The sequence below is a fragment of the Lacticaseibacillus sharpeae JCM 1186 = DSM 20505 genome (genome assembly GCF_001436225.1).
GTDB lineage: Bacteria > Bacillota > Bacilli > Lactobacillales > Lactobacillaceae > Lacticaseibacillus > Lacticaseibacillus sharpeae.
Map to the genome: position 1 here is coordinate 168115 of NZ_AYYO01000056.1, position 25492 is coordinate 193606.

A 25492-nucleotide genomic window follows, 5' to 3' on the forward strand; every position below is an offset into this window, starting at 1 on the left:
GGCAAATAGATGGAATCTCCAGTCTATATTCAGATTCATAACCAGATTAAAAAAGACATTGAAGCTGGCAAATGGCACGTTGGCGATCGGATTCCCTCTGAACGCGAGCTTGCTGTTTCCTTCTCCGTTTCCCGAATGACGCTGCGCCAGGCTGTGCAAACACTGGTGGACGAAGGGATTCTTGAACGGCGCGTAGGTGCGGGGACGTACGTTGCGAGCCAGAAGGTGCAGGAAAAAATGTCCGGCGTCACCAGTTTTACTGACGTGATGCTGGCGCAGGGGAAGCACCCATCGAGCCGCACCATTAGCTACCACATCGCCAATCCGTCACTGTCCGAAATTGAAAAGCTCGGTCTGCGCGATTCTGAACAAGTCTTGCGCATGGAGCGGATTCGGTTCGGCGATAACGTGCCGATTTGTTTTGAAGTGGCGACCGTGCCGTACTCCTTGGTGAAGAACTTCAGCAAGGCCGAAGTCACCCGCAGTTTCTACCACACACTGGAGAAAAAGGGCGGGTTCGAAATCGGCGGCGCGCGGCAGATGGTTAGCGCGACGCTGGCCAGCGAACGGACGGCGGAATACCTGGACGTGAAGCGCGGGGATGCGATTCTCCGCCTGCGTCAAGTGTCCTACCTGAAGGATGGCTTGCCATTTGAATACGTGCGCACCCAGTACGTCGGGTCCCGGTTCGAGTTCTTCCTCGACCGTTAAGCAGCACAATGCAATCCACATCTTGGCTCTGGCCGGGATGTGGATTTTTTGGTTTAAGCCCGCCCAATATGACCGAACTGCCGGATTATGGTACAATACCGATAACTGGTTGGCCTGTCTTGCCACCCGGTAGATTATTCGCGGGTGCTGCCCGCATGTATTGCGAGGAACTAACTATCGACACTGTCAAAGTATTGGGCGTGGATTTCGCCAAGCTTAATATGCAGCAAACAATCAAGCTGATTGCAGACCGCACCAGCAATGCCCAGGGGACTTTCATCGTCACCGCCAACCCCGAGATCGTCATGTACGCACGGGACCACCCAGAATATTCCGGGTTGATTCAGCGGCATGCCGACCTCGTGACGGCGGACGGAATTGGCATCATCAAGGGCGCCAGCATGCTCGGCACGCCGCTACCAGAACGGGTAACGGGGTATGACCTCATGCTCGAGCTGCTCGCGGATGCGGATCGAACCGGCAAGCGGGTCTACCTGCTTGGCGCCAAGGCCGACGTGAACCAGATGGCTGTTGCTCGGGTCGCTAAGGACTTCCCGCACCTGCAGATTGTGGGTGCGCGGGACGGATACTTCGACCTGGAGGATTTGGATGTGCGCCAGAGCATTATTGGCGCCCAGCCAGACATCGTGTTTGCCGCACTCGGCTTCCCGCGCCAGGAACAATTCCTGGCTGCACTCCAGCCGGCATTGCCCACCGCGGTTTTGATGGGTGTCGGTGGTAGTTTTGACGTTCTTTCCGGCACGGCCAAGCGGGCCCCAGTCTGGATGCAAAATGCGCATCTAGAGTGGTTCTACCGCCTGCTCAAACAGCCGAGTCGGATTGGGCGGATGATGGTTCTTCCAAAATTCTTGGTGGAAGTGAGAAAGTCGCAGCATAGATAACGTGTAAACATACGCATCCCGCCTTTTGTGGGTGCTCAACGTAGATTCACAGCATAGTGGCAATACGCCCAAGATTCTTTTGGAGGAAATTATGACAACGACGTATCCCGATGACAGCCTTGCGCTGCACACGGATTTGTATGAACTGAACATGATGTACACGTACTGGAAGGAAGGCATTTCGGAGCGCAACGCGGTGTTCGAAAGCTACTTCCGCAACATTCCGTACGGTAATGGTTACGCAATTTTTGCCGGGCTCGAACGGGTAGTTGACTACCTCGAGACCCTGCGCTTTTCCACAACGGATATTGAATATCTGCGCGAAACTCAGGATTGGGACTCTGAGTTCATTGATTACCTCGCTAACCTGCGCTTCACCTGCAGCATTCGTTCCGCAGTTGAGGGCGATCTCGTCTTCAACAACGAACCCGTGATGCAGATTGAGGGCCCCCTGGCGCAGTGCCAGCTGGTCGAAACCGCAATTCTGAACATCTTGAACTACCAGATTCTGATTGCGACCAAGGCGGCACGGATTCGTGCGGCTGCCGGTGACGACCCACTGATGGAATTTGGGACCCGCCGCGCCCAGGAAATGGACGCCGGCATCTGGGGCACCCGTGCGGCTTACATTGGGGGCTTTGACGCCACCAGTAACGTGCGTGCCGCCAAGATTTTTGGCATTCCTGCTAGCGGGACCCACGCGCACTCTTTGATTCAGACCTACCGCAGCGACTACGAGGGGATGAAGGCCTACGCCGAGACCCACCGCGACTGCGTCTTCCTGGTTGATACCTACGACACGCTCCGCAGCGGGGTGCCTAGTGCCATCCGCGTGGCGCGCGAAATGGGCGACAAAATCAACTTCCAGGGGGTCCGTATCGACAGTGGCGACATGGCGTACATCTCTAAGCGCGTCCGCCAGCAGTTGGATGAAGCCGGCTTTGACCAGGCGAAGATTTACGCTTCCAACGACCTGGACGAGAAGACCATCCAGAACCTGAAGATGCAGGGCGCCAAGATTGACGTCTGGGGCGTCGGCACGAAGGTCATCACGGCCTTTGACCAGCCCGCGCTTGGGGCCGTCTACAAGCTCGTTTCCATTGAAGATAGCAACGGCGAAATGGTGGACACCATCAAGTTGTCCAGCAACGCCGAGAAGGTTTCCACTCCAGGCAAGAAGCAGGTATGGCGGATTACGTCCAACCACCTCGGCAAATCCGAAGGGGACTACGTGGCACGCATGGATGAAGACCCAACCAAGCAGGACGAGCTCTTCATGTTCCACCCTCAGTACACCTACATCAACAAGACGCTGCGGAACTTCACCGCACGCCCAGTTCTCCAGACGATTTTCGACAAGGGGACCCTGGTGTACAAGATGCCCGCGCTGCGCGACATCCGCGCATTTGCGGCTAACAACCTCGAATCACTCTGGGATGAATACAAGCGGGTTCTGAATCCGCAAGATTACCCGGTTGACCTGTCACAGGCGCTTTGGGACCACAAGATGAACTACATCAAGAAGGTCCACGAAGACGTGGCGCGCAACATCGAACAGAGCAAGTAGGCATAGCTAAATAGTGTCACCGCCAAACCAAGTCAGTCTATCTGACTTGGTTTGTGCTGTTTTTTGGCAATAATGCTGACAAAAACACTAGCATTTTGGCTCCAGCAGGCTTATCGTAAAAAATATCATGAAGTAAAAAGGGGAATATCATGCGCACTTTGCAGAAAGAAATCATCAAGACGCTGCACGCCAAAGCAGAATCTGATCCAGCAACCGAAATCAGGACCCGGGTTAACTTCCTCAAGGACTACCTGAAGAAGTACCCGTTCCTTACCACCTACGTCCTCGGCATCTCCGGGGGCCAGGACTCGACTTTAGCCGGGGCGCTTGCTGAAAAGGCGGTCACCGAACTGCGCGCGGAAACCGGGAAGGACTACCAGTTCATTGCGGTACGCTTGCCGTATGGTGAACAGGCCGACGAGCAGGACGCTATGGACTCCATCGCCTTCATGCAGGCCGACCAGACCAAGCGCGTGAACATCAAGGCTTCCGTTGACGCCATGGTTGCGGCCGTGGACGCGAACGAGCTGACCGTTTCCGACTTCAACAAGGGCAACATCAAGGCCCGCACCCGCATGATTGCCCAGTACGCCATCGCGGGCCAGACCCACGGCGCCGTTATCGGGACGGACCACGCGGCCGAAGCCATCACCGGTTTTTACACCAAGTTCGGTGACGGTGGAGCTGACCTGACGCCCCTGACCGGCCTGAACAAGAGTCAGGGTGCGGCTATGCTCAAGGAACTGGGCGCACCGGCCCACCTGTACAAGAAGGCACCAACCGCTGACCTCGAGGAAGACCGGCCCGCACTGGCTGACGAGGTGGCTCTCGGCGTCACCTACGCGGACATCGACGCTTACCTGCGGGGCGAAGACGTGGCGGAAAAGGTCGCGGAGAAGATTGAGAACTGGTACACGAAGACCGAGCACAAGCGCCACTTGCCAATCACGCCGTACGACACCTTCTGGAAGTAGTCGCAAGATACACAACCTTTACATTTAGCCGCTTGTTAACAGGCTGATACTAATGTAAAATATTAGATGTAAATAAGGGAGTAACCGGCAGCAACAGCTGTGGCGACATCATCAACTAGGACAATATTCTGGTGTCGCATTAAACTGGTGAGACTTATGGACCATGTATTTGGTCTGTAAGTCTCTTTTTTTATCCAGACGGCGGTTGCTGACCAACCAATACAGGAGGGGCCGACAATGGCAGAAAAACATATCTACCAACTAAGTACTGATGAAGTGCTTGCCAAAGAGCAGGTGCAGACATCAGGATTGAGTGCGCAGGAAGCAAGCAAACGCCTAGCAGAACACGGGCAAAACAAGCTTGCGGGCAAGAAGAAGAAAACCACTTTGGCCCGGTTCCTGGATCAGTTCAAGGATTTCATGATTATTGTGCTGCTGGTGGCGGCACTGATTGCCGGGGTCGTGGTGCACGAATGGGCCGACGCCGGGATTATTCTGGCGGTGGTCATCTTGAACGCCGTCTTCGGGGTGATTCAAGAAAGCAAGGCGGAGGCGGCCATCGAGTCGCTGCAGGCCATGACCAGCCCGAGTGCGCACGTGCGCCGGGATGGTGAAGTGGTTATCGTCCCGAGCAGCGACGTGGTGCCCGGCGACGTGGTGCTGCTGGAAGCGGGGGACGTGGTACCCGCGGACCTGCGTCTGATTGAGTCGGCGAACCTCAAGATTGAAGAGGCGGCGCTGACTGGTGAAAGTGTGCCGACTGAGAAGAACATCAATGTAATCGCAGACGAGGCCGGTATCGGGGATCGCACGAACATGGCGTTCATGAGCACCAACGTGACGTACGGTCGCGGGGTCGGGGTCGTCACCGCGACGGGGATGGAGACCGAAGTTGGGCACATCGCCAAGATGCTGGACAACCAGAAGGAAAATCAGACGCCGCTGCAGGCGAACCTGGCTAAGCTGGGCCGCTCTTTGACCTGGCTCATCCTGGTCATCGCCGTGATTGTCTTCATCGTCGGCATTATGCGTGGTACCGAATCGCCAGCCGAAATGTTCCTGACGGCCATCTCGCTGGCCGTGGCCGCGATTCCGGAAGGCTTGCCGGCTATTGTCACCATCATCTTGGCACTCGGGACGCAGAAAATGGCGCGGCACAACGCGCTTGTGCGCCGCTTGCCCGCCGTGGAAACACTGGGGAGCACGGACATTATTGCTTCCGATAAGACCGGGACGCTGACGCAAAACAAGATGACCGTCGAGCAGACGTACTACGACGGTAAGCTCCATGCCGCCGCTGATGGCGTGGCAGATACGAGTAAGCTGCTGCCAATCATGACCTTCGCCAACGACACGAAGGAACAGGCTGACGGTACGCTGCTCGGGGACCCAACCGAAACCGCGCTGGTGGCGTTCGCTAAGCAGCACGGTTTCGCTTACCAAGACGCGTTGCAGAAGACGCCGCGCGTGGCGGAAGTGCCGTTTGATTCCGAACGCAAACTGATGACGACGCTGCACGCGCTGCCAGATGGGCAGATTCTAGTGGCCACCAAGGGGGCACCGGACGAACTGCTGCGCCAGGCGACCATGATTGACGAAGCGGGCTCCGCACGGCCAATGACCGCTGCGGACCGCGACGCTATTTTGGCGACGAACCACGAACTAGCGGTGCAGGCACTGCGGGTGCTGGGGATGGCGTACAAGATTTTGCCGTCCTTACCCGAAACCGTGACGCCCGCAAGCATTGAACATGACCTCGTCTTTGCCGGCTTCGTGGCCATGATTGACCCTGAACGGCCAGAGGCTAAGGAAGCGGTGGCCGAAGCGAAGGCTGCGGGGATTCGCCCATTGATGATTACCGGGGACCACCGGGATACCGCCCAGGCGATTTCTGAACGTCTGGGAATCATTCCGCGCGGCGACAGCGCCGCAGTCATTTCTGGCCGCGACCTGGACCAGATGGACGACGCTACTTTCGAGCAGCACGTCCAGGACTACTCCGTCTACGCCCGCGTGGCGCCGGAACACAAGGTACGCATCGTGAACGCATGGCAGAAGCAAGGGAAGGTCGTCGCGATGACCGGTGACGGGGTGAACGACGCGCCCGCCCTGAAGGCTGCCGACATCGGGATTGCCATGGGCATTACCGGGACGGAAGTTGCGAAGGGCGCCAGTGCGATGATTCTGGCCGATGACAACTTCAGCACCATCGTCCGGGCGGTGAAGGCGGGACGCAAGGTCTTCGCCAACATCCAGAAGTCCATTCAGTACCTGCTCTCGGCGAACCTGGGTGAAGTGCTCACCCTGTTCACCATGACCATGCTCGGCTGGGACATCCTCGCGCCCGTCCACATTCTCTGGATTAACCTGGTGACCGACACGTTGCCAGCCATTGCTCTGGGGCTGGAGCACACCGAACCGGGGGTAATGAAACAAAAGCCGCGCGGACGCAACTCTAGCTTCCTGAGCGGTGGGGTCGGCAGTGCAATTATCTGGCAGGGTCTGCTGGAAGGCGCATTGACCCTCGGCGTATACTGGCTGGCCATTACGTTCCCAATCCACACGAGTAGCGCGGCGATTCACGCCGACGCACTGACGATGGCGTACGTGACCTTGGGCCTGATTCAGCTGTTCCACGCGTTCAACGTGAAGTCACTGCACCAGTCCCTCTTTACCATCAAGCCGTTTGGCAACAAGGCCTTCAACTGGGCGATTCTGATTGCGGCAGCCGCACTGGCGGTTACCGTCCTGATCCCGGGCTTCAACGGGCTGTTCCATGTGACCGAACTTGACCTGATCCAGTGGGGGATGGTGCTCGGTGCTGGCGTACTGATGGTGGCCATCGTCGAAATTGTCAAACTCTTTGAACGGCGCCGGCAGAAGTAATGGCGCTGCCTGGATTATATTTTGCGCCACGCGGCGAATTGGGTATAATACGGGAGAGGTGAATGACGATGAATAAGAACCAACAGAAAATGGCCCAGTACGGCTACACGATTAACAACGTAATGTCCCGCACCGATGAACTGCAGGACGAGCTTAATCCCCTGTTCATTCAGTTGCGTGAAGCAATCGACAACAACAAGGTAGATGACTTCAAGAAGGATGATTACGAAGACATCCGCAGCAAGTTCGCTGCCGGCACGGCCGAATATGCCGAAATGCTGAAGAAGTTCGAAAGCGCACAGGTCCCTGCCCGTTTCATCGGGAACCACAAGTTGTTGACCAAGGCGTTTGCAAGTTTCGTTGAAGGTTGTCAGCAGATGACCGACAGCCTCGGCGACGACAAGCAGATTGACGTTGATTCCTTCAATGCCGCTGAGAAGCAGCAGGATGAAGCATCCGAGAAGGTTTCGAAGTTCCTGAACAAGATTCAAGTGCTGGTCTAAATCAGTGCGAAAAAAATCCCTGACCGGGTGCCTGGTCAGGGATTTTTGCTATTCATTGGGGAATTTGAATTGCCACTGCTCGCGGGCCGCCGTCATGATGGCCATGACGTTCTGGGTCCACGCCAGCGTGGGGTTAGCGCCGGAAGTAATCGCGGCCGCCATGTCACGGACCTCGTTGGCCAGCGCGGTGGTGCGGTCGCCCGCGGTGATGGTGCTGCTGGTCAAAGCGGGTGTGGTGAAGGTCGCGACGTCGGCCCGCGGGTACTGATCAACCGTGAAGAAGCCGTTGGTGTAGGCGACCAGACCCTGTTTCGGCATTTTGGCCTGCAGGTTCAGCGCGACCGTAATCTGTACGCCGTCCGCGGTGCGCAGGAGGAAGCTGGACTGGCCGTCAACCCCCGTGCTGGTTTCAGTCATCTGGGTGGCGACCAATTCCAAATTGCTGGCGACGAAGCGGCGGGCGAAGCTGAGGGCGTACACGCCGATGTCCAGCAGCGCGCCGCCACCCAGGTTGGGGTTCAACAAGCGGTCATCCGGGGCGAACGGCACACTGGAGCCGAACGTCACCTGGATGGTTTTCAGCTGGCCGAGCTGGTTGGTTGCGGCGAATTCCTGCAGCGCCGGGTACAGCGGCATGTGGTAGATGGTCTGGGCCTCCATCAAAATCAGCTGCTTGCTGGCAGCCAACGTGACCAATTCATCCAACTGGGTGCTATTCATGGTGATGGATTTTTCCGCCAGCACGTGCTTGCCGGCCAGGAGCGCGGCTTTAATCTGCGCGTAGTGGAACGGGTGCGGCGTCGCGATGTACACGACATCTACGTTCGGGTCGGCGAACATCTCCGCGTAGCTGCCGTACGCATGCGGGATGTCGTGCGCGGCCGCAAATGTTTGCGCGCGGGTCAAATCGCGGGCCGCGGCGGCGTACAGCGTTTGGTCAGTGCGCGGGAAGAAGTTCGCAAAGGTGGTGGCAATCCGGCCAAGGCCGACGATGGCCCAGTTATAGTTCGGCATAATGGAATCCTCCAATGAAGTATATTTAACACAATACTAACAGAAATTGGCGCCAGGGCTGTGGTATTCTTGATGTTAAATACAGCGGAAGGGGCGAAGTTAGTGGCAAGACGGAGAAGCCGGCGCGGGCGTAACCCGGCGTATGTCGGGATTGTGGCCGTGGTGATTGCACTGACGGTCGGCGTGGTGACGGTCGTCGGGCAATACGAACATGGCGTGCAGGTCGCCGATGAAGCGGCCGCGTCGTCGCGGGCGGCAACGCTGGCGAAGAAGAAGGCCTTCATCGCGCACCTGGCACCATACGCGCGCACCCTGAAGGTCAACTACGGCGTGTTGCCCAGCATCACCATCGCCCAGGCAATCCTCGAGAGCAACTGGGGCACGAGCGACCTGGCCGCCAAGTACCACAACCTGTTCGGGGTGAAGGCGACCAAAGCGCAGGCGGGTCAGGAGATGACCACGCAGGAGTACGTCAACGGCAAGTGGAAAGTAGTCACCGCCCGTTTTCGCAGTTACAGCGACGATTACGCCTCGATGCGCGACCACGCCCAGCTGCTCGCACACGGAACCACCTGGAATCAGCGCCAGTACGCGCAGGTGATTGCGGCGCGCGACTACAAGACTGCGGCCAGCGCCCTGCAGAGTTCCGGTTATGCCACCGATCCCGGCTACGCGCAGAAGATTATCCAGGTGGTCGAAAAATACGACTTGGATAATTACGACGCTAACTAAGCGCAGCAAAATCTCATATTCCTAACATCCGGCCCAGCGCCGCCCAGTCACGTGTTTGCGTAGTTCGAATATGCAAATATGTGACTTTTTTGGTTTCCACGTTGAACTGTCGGGCCGCGTACTTTTGCCGGCTGCTTTTCGTCTATTGTTCGGCTTTATTCGGAAACGCGGAATGTTTCATCTGCAAACGGGAAAATGAAAACGCCATTATTTGTCTTTTAGCCAAAAATCACGAATGCTCGGCCGCCAAATCGTGAAAACAGCAAAATATCCGAATGAAAAGTTGATTAGCAACGTTGATATTCGTTTGTATGCGGACGTGCTTTGTGTTAATCTAAATAACAATCTAAAATATATGAAAAGTGGAGGGATATTCGGGTGAAGTTGCTTGAAGATCGCATTCGTAAAGACGGTGTTGTACTAGGGGCCGATGTGCTCAAGGTTGATAACTTCCTGAATCATCAGGTTGATCCAGACCTCATGCTCGCAGTGGGGAAGGAATTCTACAACCAGTTTAAGGATTCCAAGATCACCAAGATTTTGACGGTTGAAAGTTCAGGGATTGCGCCGGCATTGGCAACGGCAATGTCATTCCACGTGCCGCTCGTGTTCGCACGCAAGCACAAGTCGCTGACGCTGAAGGATGACATGTTCACCGCCACCGTTTACTCCTTCACGAAGCAGACCAGTAACACCATCGCCATCGCGAAGAAGTTCTTGAGCGCCGACGACAAGGTACTCATCATCGACGACTTCCTCGCTAACGGCCAGGCCGTGCAGGGTCTCACCGACATCATCAAGCAGGCCGGAGCTGAAACCGTTGGCGCCGGAATTGTCATCGAGAAGACCTTCCAGAAGGGCCGCAAGATGTTCGATGACCAGGGTGTCCGCGTCGTTTCCCTTGCTCGCATTGCGGCATTTGAAGACGGTCAGGTTGTTTTCGCTGACGAACAGGACGCATAGGAGGAAGCATGGAACGTAAGCAAGATGTATCCAACCCAAAAGCGGCTGTACTGGGTATACAGCATCTTCTCGCCATGTATTCTGGCTCCGTCCTCGTTCCCATCCTGATTGGTGCATCACTGCACTTCTCGTCCGAACAGATGACCTACCTCGTGTCGATTGACATCTTCATGTGTGGGGTCGCCACATTCTTACAGGTCTTCGCGAACAAAGTGTTCGGGATTGGCCTGCCCGTCATTCTGGGCTGTGCGGTGCAGGCCGTTACGCCCCTGATTATGATTGGCCAGAAGTACGATTTTCAAACCATGTACGGGGCGATTATCGCGGCCGGATTCTTTGTTTTCCTGATTAGCGGCCTGTTCGCTAAGGTACGCAAATTGTTCCCGCCACTGGTGACCGGGACGCTGATCACGGTCATCGGCCTGTCGCTGATTCCCGTCGCGTTCCAGAACATTGGTGGCGGGAGCACGACCGCCAAGAGCTTCGGCAGCATGCAGAACCTGGCCCTCGGCGCCATCACCGTGCTGATTATTCTCGCCATTAACGTCTGGGCCAAAGGGTTCCTGCGCTCCATCGCCATTCTGGTCGGCCTTATCGTCGGTACCCTGATTGCCGGCGGGATGGGCATGGTTAGCCTGAGCCCCGTTGCGCAGGCGCACTGGTTCCACGTGCCCACGCCATTTTACTTCGGGGTGCCGAAGTTCGAATGGAGCAGTATCTTGACCATGGTGCTGATTTCACTCGTGTCGATGGTCGAAAGCACCGGGGTGTTCTTCGCCCTGGGGGACATTATGGGCCGCAAGATTGAGCAGGACGACCTGAAGCGGGGTTACCGCGCTGAAGGGATTGCCGTCATGCTTGGTGGTCTGTTCAACACGTTCCCGTACACCACCTTCAGCCAGAACGTTGGGCTCGTGCAGCTGTCCGGGATTAAGAGCCGCAAGCCGGTGATCTTCTCCGCCGGGTTCCTCGTATTGCTCGGACTGTTGCCCAAGGCCGGCGCGCTGGCCACGATTATTCCCGCACCCGTTCTTGGGGGCGCGATGCTCGTGATGTTCGGCATGGTCGCCGTGCAGGGGATTCGCATGTTGCAACAGGTTGATTTCCATAACGACAAGAACCTGCTCGTCGCGGCCATCTCCATCGGTCTGGGTCTCGGGGTCACCGTGCAGCCCGAAATCGTGCAGTTCCTGCCGAAGACGTTGCAGCTGTTCTGCTCCTCCGGGATTCTGATGGCCAGTCTGTCTGCGGTCATTCTCAACTTACTCTTTAACGCCAAGCACCCCGCACCAGAGATGGACAGCGAGACTGGCCTGAACGAAAAAGACGAATAGCGGTGAAATGGTGCGCAAACCAGCCAACTTTGCCTAATTTTCCACTTAAAAAATATAATATTCACGAAAGTTAGTTCTTTCACAATTAAAAAACGGCACACCGGTAGACGAATCGACCAGTGTGTCGTTTAATTGTCTATAGGAACGTTTCGATAACAAAAATGCGGGGCTACGTGACATGCACGCACCCGCTGCTGCCGAAACGCATAGACATTGCCGTGCGCCAAGGTGGACGGCAAAAAGGGGGAATTCATGATGGCCGGATTTGTCGAACCTGGTGCCACCATTGGGATTATCGGTGGCGGCGTTGGTGCTTATCAGCTCGCGCGGGCCGCGAAGAACATCGGCATGCGCGTGGCGGTTTTGACCACCCGGGCGGACGACGTGGCGCTGCAGGGTGCGGATATTCGCATCGTGGGCACGGATCGCGCGGCGTACGAGCGGCTTGCGGTGTGCAGCGTGGTGACGTTCAGTGATGAAAAAATCGTTGATGCGGACCTACTAGCCAATATTTTCACGGATCAGCAGCTGCCTAGTGGCACCGACGTGTTGTCGATGACTCAAGACCGGTACCTGGAGAAGGTGTTCATGGAGGACCTCAACCTGAACGTCTTGCCGTACGGGCAGGTGATTACCGCTGAAGACATTGACAAGGTTGTGGCCACGGTCGGTTTTCCGAGTGTGCTCAAGCCAATCCAAAAGGGGATTGGCGCCGACCAGCAGCTTTTACTGGCCAGCGACGTCGATGTTTGGCGCGCCCGCGGGTTGCTCCAGAAGCGGCCGTACATCCTGGAAGCCTGGCTCGACAATCCGCGCGAACTGGCGGTGACCTGCGTCAAGACTGAAGCGGGCCTGCAGGTCTTCCCGGTAGTGGAGAACCAGCACGAGCGACACGAGCTGACAGCGACTGTCGCTCCCGCACAGGTTGATGGCGATGTCGTCATGGAAATCCTGCGCATCGCGGAAAAAATTTCTGCGCGCCTCAACTACACCGGCGTTTTCGCCATTGAGTTCTTCTACACCGATGCCGGGGGTCTGTACATTAAGCGCTTGTCCCCTGGTCCCCGTCCTGGCGGGGATGTGCTGCGCGGCATGACCAACACCACGCAGTACAACTTGCATTTGCGGGCCATCCTGGGCTGGCCAATCCCGAACGTTAAGGTGAATGGTGAAGCTGTATTGCTACCGATTCGGCAGCAACAACAAGGTGCCATCAACACCCAGATTCAGATCAAGCCGGATTGGCGCTGGCAGTTCTTCCCGGCCGGCAGTAATCCCGTGGGCGAGGTGATCGTCCCGGGTCCGCTGAAGACGACGATTCCCGCGATTGCGGCGACCGACGCTTTCAACATGCAGTCTAAATAATGAATACGTAATGCGCATTAGCGCGCGTAGAGTTGCAGCAGCTTGTAGGGTATTTTGAACCCGTGCGGGAAACCGTACGTAATTCGAGGAGGAGAAACTTTGATTACACGCTACAGCCGCCCGGATATGGCGGCAGTTTGGACGGAAGCAAACCGCTACCAGGCATGGCTTGAAGTTGAGATTCTGGCCGTCGAGGCGCATGCACACCTGGGCATCATCCCGGAAGCAGACGCCAAGGCCGTGCGCGCCAACGCCTCGGTGGACGCCGATGAAGTGGCCCGGATTGAACTGGAGACGCGCCACGACGTTGTGGCCTTCACCCGTGCAGTTTCCGAAACGCTTGGGCCCGAGAAGAAGTGGGTGCACTACGGCCTGACCAGTACCGACGTGGTCGACACCGCGCAGGGCTACATCTTCAAGCAGGCCGATGCTATTTTGCGCCAAGATATTCAGGAACTCATCGACGTGATTGCTAAGCGTGCGCGTGAGTTCAAGGACACGCCAATGATGGGCCGCACGCACGGGGTCCACGCCGAACCAACCACATTCGGCCTCGTGCTTGCTACCTGGTACTCCGAGATGAAGCGCAACTTGCAGCGGTTCGATGAGGCCGCCGATGAGGTGGAAGCCGGCAAGATTAGCGGTGCGGTCGGCACCTTCGCCAACACCCCGCCAGCCGTTGAAGCCTACGTGACCGAACACCTTGGCATCCGGGCCCAGGAAATCTCCACCCAGATTCTGCCCCGCGACCTGCACGCACGCTACATTCAGACGCTCGCGCTGATTGCCAGCTCCGTTGAACGCTTCGCCACCCAGATTCGCCACATGCAGCGGACCGAGGTGCACGAAGTCGAAGAACACTTCAACAAGGGCCAGAAGGGGAGCTCGGCAATGCCACACAAGCGCAATCCCATCTCCTCCGAGAATGTCTCCGGGCTTGCCCGCGTGATTCGCGGCTACCAGACCGCGGCGCTTGAGGACATCAACCTCTGGCACGAACGCGACATCAGCCACTCCTCTGCGGAACGGATGATGCTGCCCGACGCCACCGGCCTGCTCGATTACATCCTGCACCGCTTCACCGGCATCGTGGCTAACCTCGACGTCTTCCCCGAACGGATGTTGCAGAACATGAACGCGACCCACGGCTTGATTTACAGCCAGCGCTTCATGCTCAAGCTCATCGATGAAGGCGGCTTGTCCCGCGAAGCTGCGTACGACTTGGTGCAGCCAATGACGGCCAAGGCCTGGGACGAAGGCAAGGACTTCCGCACGCTGATTGAGGCCAACCCCGCAGTGACGGCGGTACTGAAGCCAGAAGACATCGCGGACGCCTTCGATTACCACTACCACCTGCAGCACGTGGACGAAATCTTCCACCGCGTGGGCTTGGAATAGAATTGATGCATGCAAAAGGGTAGGACCCGCTAGTCCTACCCTTTTGTTGTGGCGTCAGTTGCCAGGGTTGACCATGCCGGCAGGTGATTCGCGACGTTTTGCCACCGTCTGTGCGTCGCATTACGTGCAAATGTTTGGTAAAATTGGAAGGCAAGAACAACGATTCGTTCACCGGCAGCACGAACACCGAGTGAACCGAAAGGACGTATAATGGGCGAGAATGTATTGCTGAATGGGATGAACGACAAGCAGAGTGAGGCTGTACTGGCGACTGAAGGGCCGGTCCTCATCATGGCTGGGGCTGGATCAGGGAAGACGCGGGTGTTGACGCACCGGGTCGCGTACCTGATTGAAGAGAAGCACGTTAATCCGTGGAATGTTCTCGCGATTACCTTTACGAACAAGGCCGCTCGGGAAATGAAGGAGCGGATTGGGAACCTCCTGGATGAAGAAGCGGCGCGCGACGTGTGGGTTTCCACCTTCCACGCCCTGTGCATGCGGATTTTGCGGCGCGACATCGAAAAGCTGGGCTACAACCGCGCGTTTTCCATCACCGACACCTCCGCGCAACTGACGCTCGTCAAGCAGGTGCTGCGGGCCCAGAACGTGGACCCCAAGCAATTCGACGCCAAGGCGGTACTGAGCGCGATTTCGAGTGCCAAAAACGACTTGCTGACGCCAACGGACTACGCGAAGGACCACGCTAATAATGGCAACCCGTTCGACAAGGTTGTGAGCGACGTCTACACCGAATACCAGCGGCGGCTGCGGGCCGACTCCGCGCTGGACTTCGATGACCTGATCATGCAGACCATCATCCTGTTTAAGCAGGACCCCGAGACGCTCGGGTACTACCAGCGCAAGTTCCACTACGTCCACGTCGACGAATACCAAGACACCAACGAGGCCCAGTACCAGCTCGTGCAGATGCTGTCCGCCGGCTACCGCAACTTGTGTGTCGTGGGGGATGCGGACCAGAGTATCTACGGCTGGCGTGGCGCCAACATGCAGAACATCCTGGACTTCAAGAAGGACTACCAGGACGCGCAGGTGATTTTGCTGGAACAGAACTACCGTAGTACGCAGACGATTCTGGACGCCGCCAACTCGGTGATCAAGAACAACGCCCAGCGGCAGGTGAAGACCCTGTGGACGGAAAATGGTAAGGGCGACAAGATTACCTATTACCGCGCCCAGAGTGACCGTGATGAAGCTTACTTCATCATCCGCCAGATTGAAACGATGATGCGTCAGGAACACTACAAGTACGGCGATTTTGCCGTCTTGTACCGTACCAACGCCCAGTCCCGGAGCATTGAAGAAGCATTCCTCAAGAGTTCCATTCCCTACAAGATTGTCGGCGGCCACAAGTTCTACGACCGCAAAGAAATCCGCGACGCGCTGGCGTACTTCGGCCTGATTGTGAACCCAGTGGATAACCTGAGTTTCGGCCGGATTGTCAACGAGCCTAAGCGCGGTATCGGGGCTAGCAGCCTCGAGAAGCTCGGGCAGTTCGCGGACGAGAACGGCTGGTCACTACTCGAAGCGGCGCAGAACGTGGAGCTCAGTAACATTCCGGCGCGGGCACGCAAGGAGTTGGCCAAGTTTGCCACCCTCATCGAAGATCTGCGCAAGAAGCAGCAGACCGGCTCGTCGATTACCGACCTGATGAGTGCGATTCTGGAAGATACCGGCTACGTGGATGCGCTGCGCAACGAGCACAGCCTCGAAGCCGACTCCCGGGTGGATAACCTGGAGGAACTGCTGACGGTGACCAAGACCTTCGACGACAAGTACGAACCCGAAGACGAAGATTCCGACATCTATGCTGACTTCCTCGGTGAACTGTCGCTGGTTAGTGACGTCGATGAGGTTGAAGAAGACGCGCAGGAAGTTACCCTGATGACCTTGCACGCGGCGAAGGGGCTTGAGTTCCCCGTGGTCTTCCTTGTCGGCATGGAAGAGGGCTTGTTCCCCCTGTCCCGGGCGGCGATGGACGAAACGGAACTGGAAGAAGAACGGCGCCTGGCGTACGTGGGGATTACCCGCGCGAAGAAGAAGCTGTTCTTGACCAACGCGTACTCCCGGATGTTCCACGGTCAGCACCAGAACAACCCAGCTAGCCGCTTTGTGGACGAAATCGACGAGAACCTGCTGGAGACGGTCGGTGCCCCGGCCCAGCGGACAGACATTCCGTTCATCAACCGGCAAGATTACGGCCGCGGCGCCTACGCGACCGGCACGGACTACCGCCACGACAACACGGTCAGCACCGGTTCACGTACGGCCAGTTACAATCAGCGGCGGAGTGCCACACGGACAGTGGCAGCCACTAGTGCCAGCGTCACGGGCCCCAGCACGACGGGTGCGGGCGCAATCACGTGGAAGGTCGGCGATAAGGCTGAGCACCGCAAGTGGGGTGTCGGCACGGTCGTCAAGGTGACCGGTAAGGGCGAGGAACAGGAGCTGGATGTGGCCTTTGACGGCATGGGCATCAAGCGTCTGCTCGCGGCCTTTGCGCCCATCAAGCAGGTAACGGATTAGGTTCAGACCACGTTTAACTATGCCAGTGGCAGAAAGGACAAGCTAATGGCTGTAGATGAAAAGCAAGCAGCTGCGGAACTGCAGGAGCTGCGGACGCAGATTAATGGTTGGCGCGACGAATACTACACGCGTGATACGCCGAGCGTGACGGACGCGGAGTACGACCAAAAGTACCGGCGGCTGGAAGAACTCGAGGCGGCCTTCCCACAGTTGGTCACGTCAGATTCGCCGACGCAACTGGTTGGTGATGCGTTGCTGCCAGACTTCGGGAAGGTGGAACACCCCGTGCCGATGCTCTCGATGGGGGACGTGTTCTCCCTGGAAGAGTTGGGCGGCTGGATTGACCACCTGAATGCCGACGCCGAGCGCGATTTGGATTACAACGTGGAGCTCAAAATCGACGGGCTGTCACTGGCCTTGGAGTACACTGATGGTAAGCTTGTGCGGGCCTCCACGCGTGGCAACGGGCGCGTCGGTGAAGACGTCACAGCCAATGTCATGCAGATTGCGGACGTGCCGATGACCTTGCCTAAGCCACTGACGATTGAAGTGCGCGGCGAATGCTACATGCCCAAGGCGGCCTTCGCGGACCTGAATGCCAAGCGTGAAGCGGCGGGCGAAACGACCTTTGCCAACCCCCGCAACGCGGCAGCAGGTTCATTGCGGCAGCTGGATCCGCAAGTAACGGAACGCCGCAAGCTGGCCACGTTCATCTACACGCTCATGGACCCCGACAAGTTCGGTGTGACCACGCAGGATGGCGCCATTGCGTACATGGCCAGCCTCGGCTTCGCCACCAACCCCAGCTCGCAGGCGCTAACCAGCCTGGCGGACATCGACGCGTACATCACGCGCTACACCAGCGACCGTGATGCCCTGAGTTACGGAATTGACGGCATCGTGGTCAAGGTTAACAGTCTGCACCTGCAGGAGGAACTCGGCGCGACGGTGAAGGTGCCGCGGTGGGAAATTGCCTACAAGTTCCCGCCGGAAGAATCAGCGACTATCGTCCGCGACATTGAGTGGACGGTGGGCCGGACGGGCGTTGTCACCCCGACGGCCGTCATGGATCCGGTGCAACTTGCCGGAACCACGGTGAGTCGCGCGACCTTGCACAACCCGGATTTCATCGCGGCGAAGGACATTCGGCTCGGCGACACCGTCGATTTGCACAAGGCCGGCGACATCATTCCGGAAGTCGCCCGCGTGGTCATCGCTAAGCGGCCGGCGGACTCTAAGCCGTACACGGTGCCCGCAACTTGTCCGTCCTGCGGTGCTAAGCTGGTGCACATCGAGGATGAAGTGGCCCTGCGCTGCATCAACCCGCTGTGTCCGGCGCAAGTACAAGAGCAGCTGACGCACTTCGCCAGCCGCCCCGCGATGAATATTGATGGGCTGGGGCCGAAGATTATTGCCCAGCTCCAGCAGAAGAATCTGGTGCACGACGTTGCCGACCTGTACACGCTGACTGCGGATGATTTGGCCCAACTTGATAAGTTTAAGGAAAAATCTATCGCTAACCTCTTGCGTTCCATAGCCGGTAGCCGCGATAATTCACTTGAGCGGTTGTTAACCGGTTTGGGGATTCGACACGTCGGCGCCAAGGCGGCGGCCGTGCTTGCCGCCCATTTCGGCGACATCGACCACTTGCTGGCGGCGGATGAAGACACCGTGGCCGCGGTTGACGGCGTGGGTCCAATCATCGCGCACACGCTGGTGCAGTACCTAGCGCGGCCCGAAACGCACGTTCTGTTCGACCAGCTGCGCGCGGCGAACGTGAACTTGCGCTACAATGGGCAGGTAGCCCCAGCAGCGACGGATTCGTTCGTCAGCGGCAAGACGGTGGTCATCACCGGGAAGTTCACCGAATTCTCCCGCAGTGATTTGACCAGCCGCTTGCAGGCGCTGGGCGCGAAGGTCACGGGCAGCGTGTCGAAGAAGACCGACCTGGTCGTAGCGGGCACCGATGCCGGCAGTAAGCTCACCAAGGCCCAAACATTGGGCATTGAGGTGCTGAGCGAGGCCGAATTGACCGCGAAAATGAATGCAGACGAAGGATAATCATGAACAAAACACTTAAAATCGCGTTGACGGGTGCGGTCCTCTTGCTCCTGGCAGGGTGTGGCAAGCTTAATTTTGATAATGACAGTGGTAGCGGCTCGACCAGCACCAAGGCGGGCTCTTTCACCACCACCGGGACCAATGACTCTGGCACCTACCAGGGTATTATTCAGGGCGGCAAGTACAAGACCTCCCAGGCGCGTGGGTTGACGTTGACCCAGAATAACCAGAATGGGAACACGTTCAACGTCCGCAGCATGGAAGATGGTCTGCAGACGATTGCTCAGGGACAGTTCGCCACCGACAAGTACTACTTCGAGGAAGGCCAGCTGCTCACAACCGCAACGACCGAGAACTGGCTCGCCCGCCAAAAGGGGAAGTACTCCAAGAAGAACGACCAGGATTCTTTCGCGGACAACAGCCTGGGCCTGAACCCCGCTAAGAACAAGTACAACGATAGCGACGCGAACAAGCGCAACCCGATTTACCTCCAGCAGATTCTGGAGCAGGATTACATGGTCAAGAACGGCAGTAGTTTCAGCCTCGGCGGGGTGGCGATTGCCCTGGGGATGAACTCCGTCGATTACTTCCAAAAAGAGAAGTATGGCGCAACCTACCAGACGAACATCAGCGATTCCAAGCTGACCTCTGAGGGTAAAGCAATGGCGGCAAAGGTGATTCAGCGGTTCCGCCGCATGAAGAAGGTGGGCAACAACACGCCAATCATCGTCGGTATCTACAAGCAGACCAAGCAGGACAGCTTGGTTGGTGGGACCTTCGTCAGCTATGTGGTGTCCAAGTCCGGCACGAACGTGTCTAACTGGAAGAGCGTCGACGAGCAGAATGAAGTACTGCCCGTGGTGAACGGCAACAAGGCCATTAACAGCACGGTGGCCAACGACTTCTCTGATTTCACCAACCAGATCAAGTCCTTCTTCCCGACACTCGCCGGCATTACGTCCCAGGTACACTACAAGAACGGCGCGCTGGCAGGGATGAACATCACCATCAACACGCAGTTCTACGGCCAGACTGAGATCAACAGCTTCACCCAGTACGTCTCGACTGCGGCTTCTAAGTACCTGCCATCGGGTGCGGACATCAATATTTCCATCCAGTCCGTGCAGGGGATGCAGGCATTCGTGGCGCGCAAGGCGACCGAGAAGAGTTACTACACGCACGTGTTTAGCAGTTATTAATATTTGCAATTGGAAGGCAGGTTTTCATTTCGAAGAGCCTGTCTTTTTGGTTTGCTGTTTGTACTAAAACATCTATTTGAATCTATATCTATTCACTGATGCTTTGTTTTTTTAAACTCATATTTGCTATAATCAAGACAAAAACAAGTCGTGGTGATGATTGTGCAGCAAATACCAAATGAGTTTAAGAAAATGCTTGATGATGGTGTTGAGTCAGATACCATCGAATTTAAGGCGGCCCAAGGTGAGGACGGTTTGGGTAGGGTGCCTAAGTCTATCTATGAGACAATCTGTTCTTTTTCTAATCATTTTGGGGGCAATATTTTTCTTGGAGTGGACGACTCAGGACAAATCTTAGGCCTGACCGTTGAGCGTGCAAAGTTAATGCGAAAAGATTTGATATTAGCGGCACAGTCTGAAAATAAAATTTCCCCAGCCGTTTATTTGGATGTTAAACTTTTTTGCAGTGAAGGCAAAGCCATTCTGTACGTTTACGTTCCTAACAGTTCTCAGGTGCACCGACTGAATGGAACACATATTTTTGATAGAAATGATGATGCAGACGTTGATATTACAAAGCAAACTTCAAGGGTTCAAAAAGTCTATCTGCAAAAACAGAATGAATATTCTGAGAACAAAGTATACCCATATGCCGACATTGCAGATCTTCAGGAAAAATTGATTATTCGTGTGGCTAATTCGGTAACTAACTCTAAAACAGGTGAAAAGCCACTAATTGGTTTGAAACCAGTGGATGTGCTTAAGGCACTGGGCTTGTATAAAAGAAGTTTGGAATCCGGAACTGAAGGTATAACTTTGGCAGCTATTTTGCTCTTCGGAACTGATGAGGCCATTAAATCTGTAGCGCCATACTATGTAATTGATGTTTTAATCAAGATTGTTGATGAAGAGCGTTATGATGATCGTTTGCGGATACAAATTAATTTGATTGATGCGTACAGCGAAATTATGGCGTTTCTCGATAGGTATTTCAGCGAGCCGTTTTTACTTGATGGAACCACACGAGTTAATCCACGTGAGATAATATTTCGTGAGCTAGTGGTAAATATGTTAGTGCACAGAGAGTATGCAAGTCCCTATCCATCAAGAATTCTAGTTTACAAAAATCGCATTGACTTCGAAAATGCTAATAAGCCATTTCAGCCTGGGATTATAAATATTAATGACATCAGGCCTTACTCAAAAAATCCCAATATTGCGACAGTTTTTCATCATCTCGGGTTAGTTGATGAAGTTGGCTCAGGTATGAAGAAAGTTGAGAAGTATGCACCAACATATTTCGGTGGTCAACCCGTAGTAAACGACGATGAGATTTTTTCGGTTCGTCTTCCAATTACCAGTGATGGAATTAGTCGTCAGAGCCACGCAATCAAGCAGCTTAAGACAGTAGAAAATGACGGTAGCCAAATGGATTCAATTACTATTGCTAGAGAGCTGGTTATTAAATCTATGAACGGCGATTTATCTGCAAAGGAAATCTACGCATTAGTTAGTGGCTTGAATATTACTATGGCTAACTTCCGAGATCATGTTTTGAACTACTTACTACAACATAATCAGATTGAGAGAACGATTCCTGAAAAACCGACTAGCCCAAGGCAAAAATATCGTAAGACTGCTCAGAACTAGAATATACACCACTACGGCCATATATAGCTTTATATAGTTATATAAAGCTGAGATTAGTAATTATTTATTATGTTAAAAATACGTTTGCTACATTCGATACTTTATACGATTTTTTTGATTGTTTGAAATAAGTTAAAAATGGCAACGAGCTTTATTTACTTTAATAAAAGTAGATAAAGTTGTCATAAGATGACACCGAATAAATATATAGTTGAAACGAATGGTGCCACATTAAAAATGTAGGCAATAATCAAATATAACAACTGGGTAGCTTTCAATAAAGTAGTCATACTTTATTGAAAGCTGTTTTAGTTCTTCAAGTTGTTGTAAACATCGAGTATAAAAAGCGATTATTGTTCCTTTGAAGAAAATTTACCCGCGGGGTTCGTAATAATAGGGCCCTTACGGCGTTTGTGGTAAAATAGCAAAGTATATATAGAAAGCGGGGTTTTTAGATGATTTCTAAGGATGACGTTGCCCACGTTGCACAACTGGCGCGACTACAATTTACCGATGAAGAATTGCAGCAGTTCACCGGTCAACTCGACGAAATTTTGAACATGGTGGATCAGCTCAGTGAAGTTGACACTGAAGGCGTGCCAACAACGACGCAGAACGTGCTCCTCGAGAACGTGATGCGCGAAGACGTTGCGACCTTCGTGACACCACGGGCGGAACTGATGAAGAACGCACCAACGGAAAAGGCTGGTTTGCTCCAAGTGCCCGCCATTATCGACAAGGAGGAGGACTAGCGTGGATTACTTTAAGACCAGTATCGACCAGCTGCACGATGACCTTGTCAGCGGCAAGCTTACCAGTAGCGAACTGACCAAGGACACCTTCGCGCAGATTGCCGCTAAGGATGCAGACGTTGCGGCTTTCCTCGCCCTGAACGAAGACGAAGCAACCGCAACCGCCAAGAAGATTGATGCCGCTGGCGTTGCTGAAGATAACAAGCTCGCCGGGATTCCCGTTGCCATCAAGGACAACATCGTTACCGACGGCCTGACCACCACGGCAGCGTCCAAGATGCTCGCGAACTTCGTACCCATCTATGACGCAACGGCCGTAAAGAAGCTGAAGGATGCCGGCATGGTGATTGTCGGTAAGACCAACATGGACGAATTCGCCATGGGTTCATCAACGGAAAACTCCGCGATGAAGACCACGAAGAACGCCTGGGACTACACTAAGGTGCCTGGTGGTTCTTCAGGTGGTTCCGCAGCCGCCGTTGCTGCCGGCGAAGTGGTTGCGTCCCTTGGTTCTGATACTGGTGGTTCCATTCGCCAGCCAGCCGCATTCAACGGGATTTTCGGGTTCAAGCCTAGCTACGGCCGCGTTTCGCGTTGGGGCCTGATTGCCTTTGGTTCTTCCCTCGATGCCATCGGGACGCTCACCCGTTCCGTCCGCGACTCGGCCTACGTGATGAACGCACTGATTGGTGCCGATGACCACGATACGACCACGGTTCCCCGGCCTGCTGAAGACCTCGGGGCTAAGATTGGCCAGAGCATCAAGGGCTTGAAGGTTGCTTTGCCCGCTGAATACCTGGGCGAGGGGGTCGACAAGGCCGTTGCGGACCAGATTAAAGCAGCCGCTAAGAAGCTGGAAGAACTCGGTGCAACCGTTGAGACGGTCAGCCTGCCACACACCAAGTACGCAGTGCCGGCTTACTACATCATTGCCAGCTCCGAAGCTAGCTCCAACCTCCAGCGTTTCGACGGGATTCGTTACGGTTTCCGCGCCAAGGACGTGCACTCCTTGGAAGACGTCTACGTGCGCACCCGGTCAGAAGGCTTCGGCAGTGAAGTTAAGCGCCGGATTATGCTCGGGACCTTCAGCTTGAGTGCTGGGTTCTACGATGCCTACTTCAAGAAGGCGGCTCAGGTCCGGACGCTCATCACCCGCGACTTCGAAAAGGTCTTCGAAGATTACGACCTCATCATCGGCCCAACCACACCAACCACGGCCTTCAAGATTGGCGACAAGGTGACGGACCCACTCACGATGTACATGAACGACATCCTGACCATCCCCGTGAACCTCGCCGGGCTGCCTGCCGCATCCATCAACGCTGGATTCGTTGATGGCATGCCAGTTGGGCTCCAGTTCATCGCTAAGCCTTTCAACGAAGCCACAATTTACCAGGCAGCCGCAGCGTTCGAGGACGCAACCGACTACATGGACAAGATTCCAGGGGGGCAGAACTAATGAATTTCGAAACAACAATCGGTCTTGAAGTCCACGTTGAGCTCAAGACGAACAGTAAGATGTACTCCCCAGCGCCCGTTTCTTACGGTGCTGAACCAAACACGAACACGAACATCATCGACTGGGGTTACCCTGGGGTGCTGCCAACCGTCAACAAGGGTGCGTACGAACTGGGCCTGATGGTGGCCCTGGCACTGCACGCTGAGATCACGCCATTCACCCACTTCGACCGGAAGAACTACTTCTACGCCGACAACCCTAAGGCATACCAGATTACCCAATCTGAAACGCCACTGGCCCGCAACGGTTACATCGAAATCGAAGTGGACGGCAAGAAGAAGCGCATCGGGATTGAAGAACTCCACATCGAAGAAGATGCCGGGAAGAACACACACCCTGGGGATGGCTACTCCTACGTCGACCTTAACCGTCAGGGCACACCACTGATTGAAATCGTGTCGAAGCCTGACATCAAGAGTCCGGAAGAAGCTTACCAGTACCTGGAACAGCTGCGCCAGATTGTGCAGTTCACCGGTGCTTCCGACGTTAAGATGGAAGAAGGGTCCATGCGTGTGGACTCCAACTTGTCCGTTGCGCCAATCGGGGCCGACAAGTGGGGGACCAAGACGGAAGTTAAGAACCTGAACTCCTTCAACTACGTCCGTGCAGCCCTGACCTTCGAACAGAAGCGTCAGGTCGGCTTGTTGCTGGCTGGTGGTTCTGTGCGTCCGGAAACCCGGCGCTGGGACGAACCATCCAAGCAAACCATTCTGATGCGGGTTAAGGAAGGCGCGGACGACTACCGTTACTTCCCAGAACCAGACCTGCCACCAGTGCGGGTATCTGATGAATGGATCAGTGAAGTGCAGGCTAAGTTGCCGGAAAACCCAGCCCAGCGGCGGGCCCGTTACGTAAACGTTTGGGGTCTGCCTGAATACGACGCCGGCGTTTTGACCATCACCAAGGAAATGTCTGACTTCTTCCAGGAGACGGTTGCCGACGGGGCTGACCCGAAGCTCGCATCCAACTACCTGATGGGTGACGTGAACGCGTACATGAACGCCCAGCACATTGAGCTGAAGGATATTGCGCTCACGCCTGCGCACCTGGCAAGCATGATTAAGCTGATTTCTGACGGCACGATTTCCAGTAAGATTGCCAAGAAGGTCATCGTGGAAATCATCAAGAACGACACGGACCCTGAAGCATGGGTTCGCAGCAAGGGTCTGGTGCAAGAATCCGACCCTGCCGTCTTGACGCCAATCATCAACGCCATTCTTGACGACAACCAGCAGAGTATCGACGACTTCCACGCCGGGAAGGATCGCGCGATGGGCTTCCTGGTCGGTCAGATTATGAAGAAGACGCACGGTCAGGCTAACCCTAAGGTGGTTAACAGCATTCTGAATGCAGAACTGGCTAAGCGCTAAACTTGCAAAGGACGCACTCGTCAAGGGTGCGTCCTTTTTGTGGTCTAA

19 protein-coding genes are annotated in these 25492 nt (G+C 55.4%); 18 read left to right on the forward strand and 1 reads right to left on the reverse strand.

What is annotated here, in order from left to right:
- Nucleotides 1–9: 9 nt before the first annotated feature.
- From FC18_RS11600 to FC18_RS11625, 6 genes are all read left to right on the forward strand, one after another.
- Entirely contained in the window at nucleotides 10–711 is a 702-nt protein-coding gene (locus tag FC18_RS11600) for a GntR family transcriptional regulator (RefSeq protein ID WP_054675827.1), read from the forward strand.
- A gap of 176 nt (nucleotides 712–887) precedes the next feature.
- Nucleotides 888–1613, forward strand: a complete 726-nt coding sequence (locus tag FC18_RS11605) for a WecB/TagA/CpsF family glycosyltransferase (protein WP_156660914.1) — start codon at nucleotides 888–890, stop codon at nucleotides 1611–1613.
- A gap of 91 nt (nucleotides 1614–1704) precedes the next feature.
- Entirely contained in the window at nucleotides 1705–3180 is a 1476-nt protein-coding gene (locus FC18_RS11610) for a nicotinate phosphoribosyltransferase (protein WP_056976366.1), read from the forward strand.
- Nucleotides 3181–3329: 149 nt separating this feature from the next.
- The gene (nadE, locus tag FC18_RS11615; RefSeq protein ID WP_054675830.1) at nucleotides 3330–4154 is read left to right on the forward strand and encodes an ammonia-dependent NAD(+) synthetase; all 825 of its coding nucleotides are present in this window, start codon (nucleotides 3330–3332) and stop codon (nucleotides 4152–4154) included.
- 237 nt (nucleotides 4155–4391) lie between these two features.
- Nucleotides 4392–7040 (forward strand): cation-translocating P-type ATPase, encoded by a 2649-nt coding sequence (locus FC18_RS11620; RefSeq protein ID WP_056976368.1) that lies wholly within the window; start codon nucleotides 4392–4394, stop codon nucleotides 7038–7040.
- A 62-nt stretch (nucleotides 7041–7102) separates the two neighbouring features.
- On the forward strand, nucleotides 7103–7543 hold the full coding sequence (locus tag FC18_RS11625) for a hypothetical protein (RefSeq protein ID WP_156300755.1): 441 nt from the start codon (nucleotides 7103–7105) through the stop codon (nucleotides 7541–7543).
- 48 nt (nucleotides 7544–7591) lie between these two features.
- On the opposite strand, the gene FC18_RS11630 is transcribed toward FC18_RS11625, so the two are convergent.
- The gene (locus FC18_RS11630; RefSeq protein WP_054675836.1) at nucleotides 7592–8557 is read right to left on the reverse strand and encodes a Gfo/Idh/MocA family protein; all 966 of its coding nucleotides are present in this window, start codon (nucleotides 8555–8557) and stop codon (nucleotides 7592–7594) included.
- A gap of 102 nt (nucleotides 8558–8659) precedes the next feature.
- Between FC18_RS11630 and FC18_RS11635 the strand changes: the two genes are divergently transcribed.
- The 12 genes from FC18_RS11635 (at nucleotide 8660) to gatB (ending at nucleotide 25444) form a co-directional block, all read left to right on the forward strand.
- Nucleotides 8660–9289 carry a glycoside hydrolase family 73 protein gene (locus tag FC18_RS11635; protein WP_056976370.1) on the forward strand — a complete coding sequence of 210 codons (630 nt, stop codon included), beginning with the start codon at nucleotides 8660–8662 and terminating at the stop codon, nucleotides 9287–9289.
- Nucleotides 9290–9667: 378 nt separating this feature from the next.
- Nucleotides 9668–10252 (forward strand): xanthine phosphoribosyltransferase, encoded by a 585-nt coding sequence (locus tag FC18_RS11640; RefSeq protein WP_054675844.1) that lies wholly within the window; start codon nucleotides 9668–9670, stop codon nucleotides 10250–10252.
- 8 nt (nucleotides 10253–10260) lie between these two features.
- Entirely contained in the window at nucleotides 10261–11586 is a 1326-nt protein-coding gene (locus FC18_RS11645; protein ID WP_054675847.1) for a nucleobase:cation symporter-2 family protein, read from the forward strand.
- 252 nt (nucleotides 11587–11838) lie between these two features.
- Entirely contained in the window at nucleotides 11839–12951 is a 1113-nt protein-coding gene (locus FC18_RS11650; RefSeq protein ID WP_235804228.1) for an ATP-grasp domain-containing protein, read from the forward strand.
- A 99-nt stretch (nucleotides 12952–13050) separates the two neighbouring features.
- A complete protein-coding gene (gene purB, locus FC18_RS11655; protein ID WP_056976374.1) occupies nucleotides 13051–14349 on the forward strand; it encodes an adenylosuccinate lyase in 1299 nt (432 codons plus the stop codon).
- A gap of 210 nt (nucleotides 14350–14559) precedes the next feature.
- On the forward strand, nucleotides 14560–16893 hold the full coding sequence (gene pcrA, locus FC18_RS11660; protein ID WP_056976376.1) for a DNA helicase PcrA: 2334 nt from the start codon (nucleotides 14560–14562) through the stop codon (nucleotides 16891–16893).
- 45 nt (nucleotides 16894–16938) lie between these two features.
- A complete protein-coding gene (ligA, locus tag FC18_RS11665) occupies nucleotides 16939–18954 on the forward strand; it encodes an NAD-dependent DNA ligase LigA (RefSeq protein ID WP_056976379.1) in 2016 nt (671 codons plus the stop codon).
- A gap of 2 nt (nucleotides 18955–18956) precedes the next feature.
- Nucleotides 18957–20153 (forward strand): CamS family sex pheromone protein, encoded by a 1197-nt coding sequence (locus FC18_RS11670; protein ID WP_056976381.1) that lies wholly within the window; start codon nucleotides 18957–18959, stop codon nucleotides 20151–20153.
- Between the two features lie 156 nt (nucleotides 20154–20309).
- Nucleotides 20310–21803 (forward strand): RNA-binding domain-containing protein, encoded by a 1494-nt coding sequence (locus FC18_RS11675; protein ID WP_056976382.1) that lies wholly within the window; start codon nucleotides 20310–20312, stop codon nucleotides 21801–21803.
- 455 nt (nucleotides 21804–22258) lie between these two features.
- A complete protein-coding gene (gatC, locus tag FC18_RS11680) occupies nucleotides 22259–22555 on the forward strand; it encodes an Asp-tRNA(Asn)/Glu-tRNA(Gln) amidotransferase subunit GatC (RefSeq protein ID WP_054675857.1) in 297 nt (98 codons plus the stop codon).
- A 1-nt stretch (nucleotide 22556) separates the two neighbouring features.
- Nucleotides 22557–24014: an Asp-tRNA(Asn)/Glu-tRNA(Gln) amidotransferase subunit GatA gene (gene gatA, locus FC18_RS11685; protein WP_056976384.1), complete on the forward strand. Its 1458-nt coding sequence runs from the start codon at nucleotides 22557–22559 to the stop codon at nucleotides 24012–24014.
- A complete protein-coding gene (gene gatB, locus FC18_RS11690) occupies nucleotides 24014–25444 on the forward strand; it encodes an Asp-tRNA(Asn)/Glu-tRNA(Gln) amidotransferase subunit GatB (protein WP_056976386.1) in 1431 nt (476 codons plus the stop codon). Before gatA ends, gatB begins: the two co-directional genes overlap by 1 nt.
- Nucleotides 25445–25492: the final 48 nt, after the last annotated feature.